Origin of the sequence: Enterobacter ludwigii (assembly GCF_001750725.1) — a bacterium.
In the GTDB taxonomy this organism is placed as follows: domain Bacteria; phylum Pseudomonadota; class Gammaproteobacteria; order Enterobacterales; family Enterobacteriaceae; genus Enterobacter; species Enterobacter ludwigii.
Genome location: NZ_CP017279.1, coordinates 4693436 through 4709195 on the forward strand (window position 1 = coordinate 4693436; position 15760 = coordinate 4709195).

Annotated in this window: 15 protein-coding genes; 6 read left to right on the forward strand and 9 right to left on the reverse strand. The window is 58.0% G+C overall.

What is annotated here, in order from left to right; translation table 11 throughout:
• The first annotated feature begins 118 nt into the window (after window positions 1-118).
• From BH714_RS22090 to BH714_RS22105, 4 genes are all read left to right on the forward strand, one after another.
• Window positions 119-1132 carry a LacI family DNA-binding transcriptional regulator gene (locus BH714_RS22090; protein ID WP_032678843.1) on the forward strand — a complete coding sequence of 338 codons (1014 nt, stop codon included), beginning with the start codon at window positions 119-121 and terminating at the stop codon, window positions 1130-1132.
• A gap of 134 nt (window positions 1133-1266) precedes the next feature.
• Window positions 1267-1812 carry an electron transport protein HydN gene (hydN, locus tag BH714_RS22095; RefSeq protein WP_023308960.1) on the forward strand — a complete coding sequence of 182 codons (546 nt, stop codon included), beginning with the start codon at window positions 1267-1269 and terminating at the stop codon, window positions 1810-1812.
• Between the two features lie 6 nt (window positions 1813-1818).
• Window positions 1819-4041 carry a carbamoyltransferase HypF gene (gene hypF, locus BH714_RS22100; protein WP_040018922.1) on the forward strand — a complete coding sequence of 741 codons (2223 nt, stop codon included), beginning with the start codon at window positions 1819-1821 and terminating at the stop codon, window positions 4039-4041.
• 1 nt (window position 4042) lies between these two features.
• The gene (locus tag BH714_RS22105; protein ID WP_040018923.1) at window positions 4043-5065 is read left to right on the forward strand and encodes a HoxN/HupN/NixA family nickel/cobalt transporter; all 1023 of its coding nucleotides are present in this window, start codon (window positions 4043-4045) and stop codon (window positions 5063-5065) included.
• A 121-nt stretch (window positions 5066-5186) separates the two neighbouring features.
• Here BH714_RS22105 and norW read toward each other — a convergent pair whose 3' ends face one another.
• Together norW and norV are read right to left on the reverse strand one after the other, a co-directional pair.
• Complete coding sequence (gene norW / locus BH714_RS22110) at window positions 5187-6320, reverse strand: NADH:flavorubredoxin reductase NorW (protein WP_040018924.1); 1134 nt, start codon at window positions 6318-6320, stop codon at window positions 5187-5189.
• Window positions 6317-7756 carry an anaerobic nitric oxide reductase flavorubredoxin gene (gene norV / locus BH714_RS22115; RefSeq protein WP_040018925.1) on the reverse strand — a complete coding sequence of 480 codons (1440 nt, stop codon included), beginning with the start codon at window positions 7754-7756 and terminating at the stop codon, window positions 6317-6319. Before norV ends, norW begins: the two co-directional genes overlap by 4 nt.
• Window positions 7757-7943: 187 nt before the next feature.
• On the opposite strand from norV, the gene norR reads away from it, so the two are divergent.
• On the forward strand, window positions 7944-9458 hold the full coding sequence (norR, locus tag BH714_RS22120) for a nitric oxide reductase transcriptional regulator NorR (protein WP_040019077.1): 1515 nt from the start codon (window positions 7944-7946) through the stop codon (window positions 9456-9458).
• Here norR and gutQ read toward each other — a convergent pair.
• From gutQ to srlA, 7 genes are all read right to left on the reverse strand, one after another.
• Complete coding sequence (gene gutQ / locus BH714_RS22125; protein WP_040018926.1) at window positions 9455-10420, reverse strand: arabinose-5-phosphate isomerase GutQ; 966 nt, start codon at window positions 10418-10420, stop codon at window positions 9455-9457. The two genes, norR and gutQ, sit on opposite strands and share 4 nt — an antisense overlap.
• The gene (gene srlR, locus BH714_RS22130; RefSeq protein WP_014171348.1) at window positions 10413-11186 is read right to left on the reverse strand and encodes a glucitol operon DNA-binding transcriptional repressor SrlR; all 774 of its coding nucleotides are present in this window, start codon (window positions 11184-11186) and stop codon (window positions 10413-10415) included. Before srlR ends, gutQ begins: the two co-directional genes overlap by 8 nt.
• Window positions 11187-11249: 63 nt before the next feature.
• On the reverse strand, window positions 11250-11609 hold the full coding sequence (gene gutM / locus BH714_RS22135; protein WP_040018927.1) for a transcriptional regulator GutM: 360 nt from the start codon (window positions 11607-11609) through the stop codon (window positions 11250-11252).
• Window positions 11610-11670: 61 nt separating this feature from the next.
• On the reverse strand, window positions 11671-12450 hold the full coding sequence (gene srlD / locus BH714_RS22140) for a sorbitol-6-phosphate dehydrogenase (protein WP_014171346.1): 780 nt from the start codon (window positions 12448-12450) through the stop codon (window positions 11671-11673).
• Between the two features lie 15 nt (window positions 12451-12465).
• The gene (gene srlB, locus BH714_RS22145; RefSeq protein ID WP_020883848.1) at window positions 12466-12828 is read right to left on the reverse strand and encodes a PTS glucitol/sorbitol transporter subunit IIA; all 363 of its coding nucleotides are present in this window, start codon (window positions 12826-12828) and stop codon (window positions 12466-12468) included.
• A gap of 12 nt (window positions 12829-12840) precedes the next feature.
• Window positions 12841-13800, reverse strand: coding sequence for a PTS glucitol/sorbitol transporter subunit IIB (gene srlE, locus BH714_RS22150; RefSeq protein WP_014171344.1), 960 nt, complete (start codon window positions 13798-13800; stop codon window positions 12841-12843).
• Window positions 13797-14360, reverse strand: coding sequence for a PTS glucitol/sorbitol transporter subunit IIC (srlA, locus tag BH714_RS22155; RefSeq protein ID WP_014171343.1), 564 nt, complete (start codon window positions 14358-14360; stop codon window positions 13797-13799). Before srlA ends, srlE begins: the two co-directional genes overlap by 4 nt.
• A 274-nt stretch (window positions 14361-14634) precedes the next feature.
• Here srlA and mltB point away from each other — a divergent pair, with 274 nt between their 5' ends.
• Window positions 14635-15735 carry a lytic murein transglycosylase B gene (mltB, locus tag BH714_RS22160; RefSeq protein WP_025203388.1) on the forward strand — a complete coding sequence of 367 codons (1101 nt, stop codon included), beginning with the start codon at window positions 14635-14637 and terminating at the stop codon, window positions 15733-15735.
• Window positions 15736-15760 lie beyond the last annotated feature (25 nt).

Sequence of the window (15760 nt, forward strand, 5' to 3'; positions counted from 1 at the left end):
ATTTTTTCATTTCGTGATGATGATCACCTGGAGGGGTAAAAAGCGTGATATCGCCGCTGCGACAATTTTTCTGCAGTGCAGTACACTGCGCCCTGGTAGTTTCAAACGGAAGATTACGATGACCACGATGCTTGAAGTCGCGAAGCGGGCAGGCGTTTCGAAAGCGACGGTTTCCAGGGTATTGTCGGGCAATGGCTACGTCAGCCAGGAGACCAAAGACCGGGTGTTTCAGGCGATTGAAGAGAGCGGCTATCGCCCGAATTTGCTGGCACGAAATCTGGCGACCAAACGTACCCAGACGCTGGGTCTGGTGGTCACCAACACCCTTTATCACGGCGTCTATTTTAGCGAACTGCTCTTTCACGCCGCCCGCATGACGGAAGAGAAAGGGCGGCAGCTGATCCTGGCGGACGGTAAGCACAGTGCGGATGAAGAGCGCGAGGCCATTCAGTATTTGCTCGATATGCGCTGTGACGCGGTGATCATTTACCCGCGTTTCCTGAGCGTGGATGAGATGGACGATATTGTTGAGAAATGCGAACAGCCGATTATGGTCCTTAACCGCCGCTTACGGAAAAACAGCAGTCACAGCGTCTGGTCAGATCATAAAGCCTCCTGCCAGGACGCCGTGTCGCAGCTGATTCAGAAAGGGCACCGGGAGATTGCGTTTATCACCGGTTCGCTGGATTCCCCCACGGGCGTTGAGCGTCTCTCGGGCTACAAAGACGCCCTGGCACAGCACCAGATCCCGCTGCGCCCGTCGCTGATTGCGCAGGGGAAATGGAACCCGGCCAGCGGTGCGGCAGCGGTGTCTGAGCTGCTTTCGCGCGGTGAAACCTTTTCGGCGCTGGTGGCGAGTAATGACGATATGGCGATTGGTGCCATGAAACAGCTGCACGAGTGCGGGATCGCCACCCCGGATGTCGTGTCGGTGATTGGCTTTGACGATGTGGCCATCGCCCCCTACATCGTCCCCTCGCTCTCCAGCGTGCGCATTCCGGTGACGGAGATGATCAAAGAGACCATTAGCCGCCTGATCTTCCTGCTGGATGGCGGTGAGTTTAAGTACCAGCAAACCTTCTCCGGCGAGCTTATCCTGCGTGACTCGGTTATTGACGGGCCTCACCGCTGATGTCGACAGCTGTCATCGTCAGAAGTGACGATGACAGCCCTGCTGTCATTTTATAAACCGCAGAAAATCAACAGGTTAATAATTGGCACGGTTTATGTATATCTCCGCGCAGGACTGTAATGCTGGAGAAGCAGATGAACCGTTTTATTATGGCCGATGCCAGTAAATGCATTGGCTGCCGTACCTGTGAAGTGGCGTGTGTGGTTTCCCATCAGGCGGAGCAGGATTGCGCGTCGCTCACCCCTGATACCTTTTTACCGCGGATCCACGTCATTAAAGGTGTGAATATCTCCACGGCCGCTATTTGTCGCCAGTGTGAGGATGCGCCGTGCGCTAACGTCTGCCCAAACGGGGCCATCAAACGTGAGAAAGGATTCGTGCATGTGATGCAGGAGCGCTGCATCGGCTGCAAAACCTGTGTGGTTGCCTGCCCGTACGGTGCGATGGAAGTCGTGGTGCGTCCGGTTGTGCGCAACAGCGGCATGGGGCTGAGCGTGCGCGCGGAAAAAGCGGAAGCCAATAAATGCGACCTCTGCTACCACCGTGACGCCGGCCCGGCCTGTATGGAAGCCTGCCCGACGCACGCCCTGGTCTGCGTGGATCGCGACAAGCTTGAGCAGATGAGCGCGGAAAAACGCCGTCGTGCCGCGTTCGACACGTCATCGTCACTGCTGTTTTAAGTCGCGATGGGCGATAACGGCGTACAGTTGCGGGTGCGCGGCAAGGTGCAGGGGGTAGGGTTTCGTCCCTTCGTCTGGCAACTGGCGCATCAGCTACAGCTGACGGGTGACGTTTGTAATGACGGAGAGGGCGTGCTGGTGCGTCTCGCGGGTAATGGGGGGGCCTTTACCGCGAGGCTGCATCAGGACTGCCCACCGCTGGCACGTATCGATGCTGTCGACAGCCAGCCGTTTACCTGGGCAACGGTGCCGCAGGCGTTCACCATTCGCCATAGCGCGGGCGGAGCGATGGACACCCAGATTGTGCCGGATGCCGCTACCTGCCCGGCGTGCCTGGCTGAAATGCGCGATCCCCGAGCGCGGCGTTATCGCTATCCGTTTATCAACTGTACCCATTGCGGTCCACGTTTTACCATCATTCGCGCCATGCCCTATGACCGCCCGGCCACGTCAATGGCGGCATTTCCCCTCTGTGAGCCGTGTGAAACCGAGTACCGCAATCCCGCTGACCGCCGTTTTCACGCGCAGCCGGTAGCCTGTCCGGATTGTGGACCCGAGCTGGAATGGCGCTCGGGCGAGGCTGTTGCCACCCGCGAGTCTGCGCTGAGTGCGGCGGTCCACATGCTCAAAAATGGCGGGATTGTCGCCATCAAAGGGCTGGGCGGTTTTCACCTTGCCTGTGACGCATCCAACGCGCAGGCGGTGGCAACCCTGCGGGCGCGCAAACAGCGCCCGATAAAGCCACTGGCGGTCATGATCCCGCAGGCGGAGGGACTGCCGGAATCGGTGCAAACGCTGCTGCGCTCGCCCGCAGCGCCCATCGTGATCACGCCAAAAGCATGGTGTCCTCCGCTTCCTGACGCGATTGCGCCAGGGCTGGACACCGTTGGCCTGATGCTGCCCGCTAACCCACTACAGCATGTGCTGATGATGGACTGCCAGCGCCCGCTGGTGATGACCTCCGGCAACCTCAGCGGGCGTCCGCCGGCCATCACCTGCCAGCAGGCACTGGATGAACTGGGCGACATCGCTGACGGATTCCTGCTGCACAACCGCGACATCCTGCAGCGTATGGATGATTCCGTGATGGATCAGGACGGTATGATGCTGCGCCGCGCGCGCGGTTTTGTGCCGGATGCCATCACGCTGCCCGCCGGTTTCAGCGCTGTCCCGGCGATGGTGTGCACCGGTGCTGATATGAAAAATACCTTCTGTCTGGTGCGCGGTAACCAGGCGGTACTGAGTCAGCACTTTGGCGATCTGAGTGACGACGGTGTCGAGGCCCAGTGGCGTTCGGCGCTGTCGATGATGCAGCAGATCTATGCGTTTCAGCCGCAGCGCGTGGTATGCGACGCCCATCCGGGCTATCACGCCCGACAGTGGGCGCAAGCCCAGGCTTTGCCGATCGACACCGTGCTTCACCACCACGCTCACGCGGCGGCATGCATGGCAGAAAACGGCTGGCCGCTTGAGGGCGGAGATGTCATTGCCCTGACGCTGGATGGGATCGGCATGGGTGAAAACGGCGCGCTGTGGGGCGGAGAGTGCCTGCGGGTAAACTATCTCGACTGCGAACGTCTGGGCGGTCTGCCTGCGGTTACGCTGCCGGGTGGGGACAGGGCTGCCATGCAGCCGTGGCGCAATTTACTCGCCCACTGCCTGGCGTTTGTGCCGGACTGGCAGCAGTACCCGGAAACGCGTGACGTTCAGCGGCACAACTGGCCGCTGCTGGCTACGGCCATTCAGCGCGGTTTAAACGCGCCGCTGGCCTCATCCTGCGGCCGTTTGTTCGACGCGGTGGCCTGCGCGCTCGGCATCACGTCAGAAACCCAGAGCTATGAAGGTGAGGCCGCCTGCCGGCTTGAAGCGCTGGCCGCGCAGTGCCACGACGTTCAACATCCGGTTACGCTTCAGGCTGATAACCTTACGCGCTTCTGGCAACAGTGGCTGAACTGGCAGGCGGAACCCTGCGAGCGGGCATGGGCGTTTCACGATGCGCTGGCGAAAGGGCTGGCGGAGCTTGTCACCTCCCATACCCGGCGACTGGGGCTTTCCACCGTATGCTTCAGCGGCGGCGTGTTACATAACCGTCTGCTGCGCGCGCGACTGCGCCATTACCTCTCAGACTTCACGCTGCTTTTTCCTCATCATCTGCCGTCAGGTGACGGCGCTATCTCCTTCGGGCAGGCGGTGGTTGCTGCCGCCCGGTCATGTTCACAAAGGATGTAAAATGTTACGACTCTTACGCAATGAACCCCGCGCGGCGTTTCTGCTGCTGGCTCTGGTAATGGCTAATCTTCTGGCATGGGGCTGGGCATGGCAAACCTTCAGCGGCAGTACGGCGCTGATGGCCGCCAGCCTGCTGGCCTGGTGTTATGGACTCCGTCATGCGGTGGATGCCGACCACATCGCGGCCATTGATACCGTCACGCGTAAGATGATGCAGCAGGGTAAACGCCCTTCCGGCGTGGGGGCATGGTTCTCTCTGGGACACTCCACCATTGTGGTGCTGGCCTCCATTGCCATTGCGGCCACCGCCACGGCGTTTCAGAAGAATATGGCATGGTTTCATGAAACCGGCAGCCTGATTGGCACCGCCGTTTCTGCAACGTTTCTGCTGGCGATGGCGCTGGTCAATCTGGTGATTTTGCGCGGCGTGTGGCGTAATTTTCAGGCGCTGAAGAACGGTCAGGTCACGCGTGACGACATCACGCTTCCGGCATCAGGCGGAGTCATGAACTGGCTGTTTGGCGCAACGTTCCGCCTGGTGAACAAGAGCTGGCAGATGTACCTGGTCGGTTTCCTGTTTGGTCTGGGGTTTGATACCGCGACGGAAATCGGTGTGCTTGGGATTTCAGCCGCCAGCGCGTCAAACGGGATGTCAGTCTGGTCCATCATGATCTTCCCGGCGCTGTTTGCCAGCGGTATGGCGCTGGTCGATACCCTCGACAATCTGCTGATGGTCGGCGCTTACGGCTGGGCGTTTAACAAGCCGCAGCGCAAGCTTTACTACAACATGACCATCACCGGTACCTCCGTGGTGGTGGCGCTGTTTATCGGCGGGCTGGAAGCTCTGGGTCTGTTGATGGATAAGTTTGCCCTCAGCGGAGGCCTCTGGGATCGCATTGGCGCAGTTAATGACAACCTCGGTAACGCCGGGTTCGTGGTGGTCGGGCTGTTCGTTGCCTGCTGGCTGATTTCCATGATCAACTATCGCTGGCGCGGCTACGATGCGCTTGTCGTGCGCTCCTGACGCGGCGTCTGAACATCATTGTCGTTATCTGGCTAAACGACGTTGAAAAAAAAGCCCCGGGACATCGGGGCTGTGGACCATAAAATCCAAAGGTTACGTTAGCGTGGCAGGCGAATCAGCGTTAAGCGGGTAATGATTTCAGCAGAGCGAAAGCCTCTTTCATCCGGTCTTCGCTCACTACAAAGGCGCGCATCTGTCCTTCGCTGTCGCACCCACGAGCCACCATTCCCTGAGGTTCAATGGTGAGTTGCCAGTGCAGGTCCGGACGCTCGGTTTCGCCTGCCAGGTGCAGCGGGAGCGCTGGCGTTTTTACTTTTACCAGCATGGCGGGTAATTTCAGTGGCGCACTGCCGCCAGACAGGTTTTTCGCGAGGTACATGGCGCTCAGTTGAATAGGCTGCAGGAAGGGCAGGACCTGTCCGTTAATTTCAGCGCAGTCACCCAGGGCGTAAATATCGGGCTGCGTGGTTTGCAGGTAGCTGTCTACCTTCACGCCACGACCTGTTTCCGCGCCGGCGCGATGCGCCAGCGCCGTTTCCGGACGCAGGCCCGTGGCGGCAACCACCACATCCACCTCAACGCTGCGGCTGCGGTCGAGCGTTGCATGAATCCCACTCCCGGTTTTCTTCAGGCTTTGCAGCTGGGATTTCAGCAGCAGATGTACGCCCATATCGGTCAGACGATGCTGTAAGCGACTACTTACTTCTGCGGGCATCAGCGCCGACAAAATGCTTGCCGCATGGTCGACCAGGGAGACGGATTTACCCGCCCGGCTAAAATCCATCGCCAGCTCTGTGCCAATCAACCCTGCGCCGACAATCATCACCCGCTTCGCGTCACGCAGCAGGGTTTCACTGGCCTGATACGCCTGCTGGCTGTTGAGGGTGATCATCAGTTCCCGGCCTTCCACCGGCGGCACAAAAGCAGAAGCCCCTGTCGCCAGCACCAGCTTGTCGTATTGCCAGGTTTTGTCTTTTGCTTTCACCACATGGGCGGCGGCGTCGATGTCGGTTATCCAGGTGTGCGGAAATAACCGCAGACTAAACTGTTCCGCGAACGCCCCCGCGGTCTGGCGGGTGAGGTCTTCGGCTCGCTGATTCTGGCTGATAACGTGGCTTAAATCAGGCTTGTTGTACTCGTCCATGCTGTCGGCGGCAATGAGCGTCAACGGCACGCGGGCGTCTTGCTTGCGAATGTTTTTCACCAGCTGGCGGGCGGCAAAGCCCGAGCCGATGATAACGATACCGTGGTTCATTGTGCCTCCGTCGCCAGTTCGTCAAAGACCTCTTTTCCCAGGGAACATTCCGGGCAGAGGAAATTGTCCGGCACGTCGCACCAGGGGGTACCGGGGGCAACATCCTGCAGCGGCTCGCCCTGTGCCGGGTCGTAAATCCACTGACAGACGCTGCACTGCATGCGAGGGCCACCGTCAGCGACGGCTGCGGCACAGGCTTGTTGTGGCGCGGGGTTTTTGGCGTTCATGTCGGGGAGCGGCGCGAGCGCCCACTGACGCGCAATGTCACGGCCATGCTGGCGGCATAATTCAAGCGCATCGATGTCCGGACGCCATTTCGCCTTCAGGCTCATGGACATCTCAAAACCGGCGTCCTGCAAACGCGTGGAGAGCCGGTCTACTGCGCCGCCGCTCCAGCCGTGGGAGCCAAATGCGCTGGCCCGTTTATTACGAAAGCGCAGGCCGGTCATCTCTTCTACAAGGCCCGCAATTTTCGGCATCATCACGTTGTTCATCGTGGAGGTGCCCACCAGCACGCCCTTGGAGCGGAAGACGTTGGTCAGGATTTCGTTTTTATCGCTACGCGCCACGTTGAAGATTTTCACCGCCACGTTCGGGTCGACTTCGTTAATACCCTGCGCAATGGCGTCCGCCATCATGCGGGTGTTATTAGACATGGTGTCGTAGAAAAGCGTGATACGGTCTTCCTGGTAATCCGCGGCCCATTTGAGGTACAGCTCCACGATCTGGGTGGGGTTTTCGCGCCACACCACGCCGTGAGAGGTAGCAATCATATCCACGGGCAGGTTAAAACCGAGGATTTCGGTGATTTTTGGCGTCACCAGACGGCTGAACGGCGTCAGGATATTGGCGTAGTAGCGCTGACACTGTTCGAACAGCTCGGTTTGATCCACTTCATCGTTGAACAGGCGTTCGTCACAATAGTGCTGGCCGAAGGCATCGTTGCTGAACAGCACCGCATCGCCGGTCATGTAGGTCATCATACTGTCGGGCCAATGCAGCATCGGGGTTTCAACGAAGATCAGCTGTTTGCCGTTGCCGATATCCAGCGTGTCGCCGGTTTTGACGGTGTGGAAATTCCACTCCGGGTGGTGGTGATGGCCGTTAATCGAGTCGATGGCGTTGGTGGTGCAGTAAATCGGGGTGTCGGGAATGCAGGACATTAACTCGGTCAGCGCCCCGGCATGATCCTCTTCCGCATGGTTAATGATGATGTAGTCGATATCCGCAAGATCGATTTCGCTGCGCAGATTTTGCACGAACTCCCGGCTGAATTTGTGATCGACGGTATCGATGAGCACGTTTTTGCCTTCACGGATGAGATAGCTGTTGTAGCTGCTGCCGCGCAGCGTTTTGTACTCCGTTCCGTGGAAGTCACGCACTTCCCAGTCACGTTGGCCAACCCAATGAATTTTATTTTTAACCAGAATAGACATAGCAACCTCAATTAATACGGCGTTTTTCAAATAAGATGACTAGCCTTTATCAAGTTGCGTGCCAGTTTTTCATGTTGCTGTTTTTTAATGTTTTTAAATTTTATTACTCGTAATGGGTAGTCAATATGACTATCTGATTTATGGTCATTGTGACAATATGAATGGTCAAAATGACAGTGAGGCGCAGATGAGCTTTTCCGTGGACGTACTGGCAAAAATTGCCATTGAACTGCAAACCGGTATCGGTCATCAGGACCGTTTTCAGCGGCTGATTTCGACGCTGCGCCACGTGCTGGCGTGCGATGCGTCGGCGCTGCTGCGCTACGACGCCCGGCAGTTTATTCCGCTGGCTATCGACGGGCTGGCGCAGGACGTTCTTGGGCGACGCTTCTCCCTGGAAGGCCATCCGCGTCTGGAAACCATCGCCCGGGCCGGTGACGTGGTGCGCTTTCCGGCGGACAGTGATTTGCCCGACCCTTACGACGGGCTGATCCCGGGGCAGGAGAGCCTGAAAGTCCATGCCTGTATCGGTCTGCCGCTGTTTGCCGGACAAAACCTGATTGGGGCATTAACCCTCGACGGCCTGTCGCCGGATCAGTTCGACACCTTTAGCGATGAAGAGCTGCGGCTGATTGCCGCGCTGGCCGCCGGTGCGCTGAATAACGCGCTGCTGATCGAACAGCTGGAGAGCCAGAACATCCTTCCCGGCAGCCCGTCGGCGTTTGAACCGGTGGCACACACGGAGATGATTGGGCTGTCACCGGGGATGGTGCAGCTAAAAAAAGAGATCGATATCGTGGCGGCCTCGGATTTAAACGTGCTGATTTTCGGGGAAACCGGCACCGGTAAAGAGCTGGTGGCGAAGGGCATCCACGAAGCCTCGCCGCGCGCGGTCAACCCGCTGGTGTACCTCAACTGCGCCGCGCTGCCGGAAAGCGTGGCGGAAAGTGAGCTGTTTGGTCACGTCAAAGGGGCGTTTACCGGGGCGATCAGCAACCGCAGCGGCAAATTCGAAATGGCGGATAACGGCACGTTGTTCCTCGATGAAATTGGCGAACTGTCGCTGTCGCTTCAGGCCAAACTGCTGCGCGTCCTGCAGTACGGCGATATTCAGCGCGTCGGCGACGATCGCAGCCTGAGAGTCAACGTGCGTGTGCTGGCGGCAACCAACCGTGACCTGCGCGAAGAGGTGTTGGCCGGGAATTTCCGCGCTGACCTGTACCATCGTCTGAGCGTGTTTCCGCTTACCGTGCCGCCGCTACGCGAGCGCGGCGACGATGTGGTGCTGCTGGCGGGGTTTTTCTGCGAGCAATGTCGGTTACGAATGGGCCTTTCCCGCGTGGTATTAAGCCCCGGCGCACGAGCCCATCTGATGCGCTACGGCTGGCCGGGAAACGTGCGCGAACTGGAACATGCGATTCACCGCGCCGTAGTGCTGGCGCGGGCGACACGTTCGGGAGATGAGGTGGTGATCCACGCGCGGCATTTCGGATTGCAGGATGACACCGCCTCGTTCGTTACGCCTGCCACGCCGGAAATGGCCCATGAGAACCTGCGGGAAGCAACAGAAGCGTTTCAGCGTCAGACTATCGCCCGCGCGCTGGAGCAGAATAACCGCAGCTGGGCGGCGTGCGCGCGAGCGCTGGAAATGGACGTCGCCAACCTGCACCGGCTGGCGAAACGTCTGGGACTCAAAGGTTAAATAATCCCGGCCTGGTAGAAATCCTGCAGGTTGATGGCGCCGCACAGCGTGCCGTGCTCATCCACCACCGGCGCGGCGGTGATTTTGCGTTTCATCAGCACCTCTTTGGCTTCGATGGCGCGGCTCTCGGCGTTCAGGATCAACCCGCCCCGGGTCATCGCTTCCGAAACCTGGGATTCCAGCTTGCCGCCGCCCACCAGCCAGCGGCGCAGGTCGCCGTCGGTAAACACGCCTTTAACGCTACCGGTTTCATCGCACACCGCTACCAGACCCAGCCCGGTGCGGCTCAGTTCCAGCATCGCATCCATTACGCTGGTGTTGAGTTTGACCTGCGGAATGGCCTCGTCGGTCCGCATCAGATGATGAACTTTATTGAGCAGTCGCGCACCGAGCGCGCCCGCCGGGTGCGAGCGGGCAAAATCTTCTTCGTTAAAGCCGCGTGCCTGCATTACCGCCATTGCCAGCGCGTCGCCCATCATCAGCGTATTTACGGTGCTGGAGGTGGGGGCGAGGTGCATCGGGCAGGCTTCGCGCTCAACGGAGATATCAAGCGTGGCCTTGGCCGCCAGTGCCAGCGGTGAGCGGGATTTACCGGTCATCGCCAGCAGCGCGACCGATTTTTCCTGCAGACGCGGGATGATGAGATCCAGCTCTTTGGCCGAGCCGGAGTAGGAGATAAACAGCATCACGTCGCGGCTTTCAATCATCCCCAGATCGCCGTGCAGCGCTTCGGCCGGATGCACGAAGAACGCCGGTGTGCCGGTGCTGGCAAGCGTAGCGGCAATCTTTTTGCCGATATGACCGGACTTGCCGATCCCGGAGACCACCACTTTACCTTCGCACTGGATAATGGTGTTTGCCGCGCGCACAAAATCCTCGCCCAGACGTTCCGGCAGGCGGCTGGCTTCCTGCAGCTCCAGCATCAGGGTCTGGCGGCCTGCGTTTAACAGAAAATCACTCATCTCTCTCTCCGGTTACAATCACGTCGATCCCTTTCTCTTCCAGCGCTTTTTTGAACGCCGGGTCGATACCTGCGTCGGTAATGAGCTTATCGACGCTTTCAAGGCTGCAGACAATGTTGGGACTTTTACGGCCAAACTTCGACGAGTCTGCCATCAAAATCACTTCGCGCGCGGCGTTGCACATCGCTTTGCTGACGCTGAACACCTCGTTAAAGGTCGTCACGCCGGCGTTCAAATCGATACCGTCCGTGCCCATAAAGAGTTTATCAAAGCTGAAGTGTTCAAAGGCGTTTTCCGCCAGTTGACCGTGAAACGACGCAGATTTTTTACGGAACGTCCCGCCGGGCATCAGAATGGTTTGCTCGCTGTCGAACTCCGACAGGGCGTTGACGATGTGCAGACTGTTGGTCATCACCGTGATGTTGTTAAAGCGGCTGAGCATCGGGATCATCTGCAGCACGGTGCTGCCTGCATCAAGGATAATGGAGTCGCCATCATGGATAAATTTTACGGCGGCCTCGGCAATCAGCGCTTTCTGGTGAGTATTGATCAGCGTTTTGTGATCGATAGGCGGGTCGGCTTCATCTTTGTTGAGCATCACGCCGCCGTAGGTTCGGATGACTGCACCAGAGTTTTCGAGCAATACCAGATCCTTTCGTATTGTCGTGCCGGTGGTGTCAAAGTAGTGGGCCAGTTCTTCTACCGAGCATTTTCCCTGCTTTTGCAGATGCTCCAGAATGGCCGCCTGACGCTGACGTGGTTTCATAGGCGCTCAATTCCTTAGGTTGCGAAATGATAATTTCGCAAGCTTATCGCGTTCACAACGAAATTATCCATGTTTCAGATTAAGCGCTAATGATAGAGCATTCTGACAGAGCGAATCATGGGGAAAGATCACATCGGGTTGTAATTCCTGCAGCGATATCCCGTTAATTGCCTGGATTTTCGCCGGGCGGGCAAAAACGGTCATTCCGCGCATGATGAGGGAATCGCAGACCCTATTGTGTTCGTCCAGCGCAATGGCAACCACCACGCGCGGTTTGAAACGCCCGCCGGAACGCCCGACGCCCACGCGCCCTTTCTGACACAGGGCATCAAACGCGTGGTTAAACTGGCGGATTTGCCAGCCGCCAAAGATCAGCTGACACATCCAGGCGATGGCGGCGACGGTAATGAATGCGGTAACCATACGAGCTCCTTGTTGTTCCCTCTCCCGAAGGAGAGGGGGATACGGGCATCAGCGTGTTCGATCAGAACATCACCTGCCCGCCGGTGACATTAATGGACTGCCCGGTGCAGTAAGAGGCTTTGGGGCTGGCATAAAACAGCAGCATGTTCAGCACGTCCTGATAATCGCAGCCACGCTTCAGCGGCACTTTGTCGATGTAATACTGCTCCACTTCCTCCTCTTTCAGCCCGAGCTTGGTGGCATATTGCGGCAGCAGGGACTGGAACATCGGCGATTTCAGTAGGTTGCCCAGCATCAGCGAGTGAACGGTAATGCCATATTCGGCCAGATCGAGGGCCAGAGATTGCGTCAGCCCTACGCCGCCAAATTTCGCCGCGCTGTAACCGGAGTTGTGTTTGCTGCCCACTTTGCCCGATTTCGAATTGATCTGGATGATGCGCCCCTGAATGCCATCGCGGATCATCAGACGGGAAAACTCGCGTGCGCAGAGGAAATAGCCCACCAGGTTAACCTGCAGAGAGCGGTCGAAATCCCCCAGTTCAAAATCGCTGATAAAGGCCGCTTTGGCTATTCCTGCGCTGTATACCAGCAGGTCGGTACGGCCAAAAATCTCGTCCACGCCGCGGGCCAGCGCCATTACGCTCTGCTCGCTGGTGGCATCAGCACCAAATCCGTAGGCCATCCCTTCACCCAATTCGGTGTTGATGGTGTCCGCCACGCGTGCGGCTTTTTCACTCTGAATATCCACTACCGCCACGCGGTAACCCTCTGCAGCAAGCCCACGGCAGAGGAACTCGCCTAAGGTTTGTCCCCCACCAATGACAACGGCAACCTGACTCATATCTTTCTCCTTAAATTACGCAACAAACTTCAACGTGCAGCCTGGGGTGACAGCCTGCGGAACCGGGCCATCCACATGAACCGTACCGGGATATTCCGCCTGCGGCTGGCCATCAAAACGCAAAGTGATATGGCCGAGCTCCCGCAGGTTTTGTCCGGCCACGTCGCCGACGGCGGTCACGGCGTAGCGCGCGTCGCCCAACTCCAGCTGGCTCCCGGCCTTCAGTTCGCCGTTCATCTCGCCGTGACAGTGGATAAAGCAAAACTCTTCGATATCCGCGGGCGCGCCTTCGCGGAAGGTAATCAGCATCTTGTCGCTGAGCGCATCGGCCGCGCTCTGGCCAATGCGGGTGATGGTGGTCTGGTAAATTACGGTCATCACAGGAACCTCTTATTGGTAAATAAAGCCGGAGACAAACCAGGCAATCAGCACCGTCGGTGCGCCGGTCAGGAAACGGCTGACCAGTACAGAGGGCACGCCAACGCGCACGGTGTCCTGGCGCGCTTCCGCCAGCGACAGCCCGACAGGAATGAAATCACACGCCGCCTGGGCGTTAATGGCAAACAGGGCGGGCAGAGCCAGATGCGGGGGAATGTTGCCAAGGCCAATCTGCACGCCAATCAGCACGCCGATAACCTGCGCAATGACCGCGCCTGGGCCGAGAAACGGCGACAGCAGTGGGAAGGAGCAGATCAGCGCCAGCGTTACCAGCCCGAGCGGGTGGCTCGCCAGTGGGGCGAGGCCGTGGGCAATCCAGTCGCCAAGACCCGAGGCCATGATGATGCCGATCAGCGCCGAAACGAATGCCATAAACGGCAGAATGGTTTTCAGCACCGTGTCGATGGTGTCGCGCCCGGACTGGAACAGCACGGCCACGGCAGAGCCCATCCCCATTCCGACTTTTGCCAGCAGGCCGTCACTCTGTTCGGTGATTTTTTTACTCGTGTCGTAATCACGCGGGGCCGCTTTCTGAGGGGCAGCAGACCCTTGTGCCAGGTGAATGTTTTCCTCCTTCACGCCGGAGACATAAATGTCCTCCAGGATGTACTGCGCCAGCGGACCTGATTTACCGGTGGAATGGATATTCACGGTAGGAATACGCCGCTTGGGGTAGATGCCGCAGCGCAGCGTGCCGCCGCAGTCAATCACCGCCACGCCAATTTCCGCTTCAGGCGGTTCGCCCTCTTTGAAGCCGTCGACCGCTTCCCAGCCGGTCAGCTCACGCAGTTTGTCGACAATGGCCGGACGTGTGCCTGCGGTGATATAGACGATTTTTTTGCCTTCAGTGGCGTCGAATTCCAGCGGGCCGCCCCAGCCGCCCGTTCCTTTTTCAATGCGAATACGGCTCATGCTGCGGCTCCTGAAAGATGGACTTTCTGTTCAAGCTGGATACCCATTTTCTTCTCGAAAATGGCGGTGGTGAGGTCCGTGACCCAGCCGCGGAAAAAGTTGGTGACCAGACCGACCAGCAGATAACTCACCGCCAGCGGACCGAGCGGCAGGCCAAGCGTGGTCAGGCCGCTGGCAATGCCCAGATAGACAAACAGCTCGCCGGGGTTGATATGCGGGAACAGGCCATTCATGGAGTGGCAGCTGTAGGAGGCTGCGGCGTAATAGCTTGGCTTGTATTTTTCAGGCATAAAGCGGCCGAGGCTCAGCGTCATCGGATTGCAAAAAACAAACGTGCCGATGAAGGGCAGAACCAGGTAACGGGACAGCGGATTGCCGGCGCAGCGCTGGGCAAAGCGTTCAATACGTTGCTGGCCGATAAAGTTAATCAGCGCGTTCATGATGACCAGCAGGCTAATCAGCAGGGGCAGGATCCCGGTCACCATGCCGGTGAACACTTCTCCGCCTTTCTGAAACAGCCCGATGAACCACTCGGCGCCGTGGGTGATGGTTTCTATCATTCTTCTCTCCTGTGGGGCTTTTTTGTTTTTGTATAACCGAGGCTAATAATAATCACTTTGAAAGGTTTTAAAGTGTTAATTAGATCTCACAATGAAAGAAAAATGGATTATTTTGAAAGTTAATTGCCGGTGGGAGTCTTGGGTGGACGAAAATTGCACAGATTTGCGATGGGGAGCGTAAAGATTTGGTGGGGGAGGTGCGTACCACTTCCTTGAGGTGTTGCGGATGCTTTACCATACTGGGTTCTTATCGAACCCGTTAAATGGATGTCACATGTTCAAGCGTCGTTATGCAGCGTTGTTACCTGCGCTTATTCTGCTGTCTGCCTGTAGTAGCAAACCCAAGACCGAAGCCGTACAGCAAACGGCTGGCGCGCCTTCCGGAGGATTCCTGCTGGAGCCGCAGCATAATATGATGCAGATGGGCGGCGACTTTGCGAATAACCCGGCGGCCGAGCAGTTCATCGATAAAATGGTGAGCAAACACGGTTTTGACCGCCAGCAACTGCATGAAATTCTGTCGCAGGCGAAGCGACTGGATTATGTTCTGCGTTTGATGGATCGCCAGGCACCGACGGCTCAGGTACCGACCGGGCCAAATGGCGCATGGCTGCGTTATCGCAAACAGTTTATTACGCCGGATAACGTGCAAAATGGCGTGGTCTTCTGGAACCAATATGAAGATGCGCTGAACCGTGCGTGGCAGGTGTATGGCGTACCGCCTGAAATCATCGTCGGGATTATCGGCGTGGAAACCCGCTGGGGCCGCGTGATGGGCAAAACCCGTATCCTCGATGCGCTGGCGACGCTCTCCTTTAACTACCCGCGTCGCGCTGAATATTTCTCGTCTGAACTGGAAACCTTCCTGCTGATGGCGCGCAATGAACAAGATGACCCGTTAGATCTCAAAGGCTCGTTTGCCGGTGCGATGGGCTACGGCCAGTTTATGCCGTCCTCCTATAAGCAATATGCCGTCGACTTTAACGGAGATGGCCACATTAACCTGTGGGATCCGGTGGATGCCATCGGCAGCGTGGCAAACTACTTTAAAGCGCACGGCTGGGTGCCGGGCGGTCAGGTGGCGGTGCAGGCTAACGGCCAGGCACCAGGGCTTGAGAACGGCTTTAAAACCAACTACAGCGTTTCGCAGCTGGCCGCTGCAGGCTTAACGCCAACGCAGCCGCTGGGAAATACGCAACAGGCGAGCCTGCTGCGTCTGGATGTCGGTACGGGTTATCAGTACTGGTACGGGCTGCCTAACTTCTACACCATCACCCGCTATAACCACAGCACCCACTATGCGATGGCCGTATGGCAGCTGGGGCTGGCGGTGTCACAGGCGCGCGTGCCTGCCGCGTCGCCGTTCAGTCAGTAACGCTTGATGTTCAACCCTCTTCCGC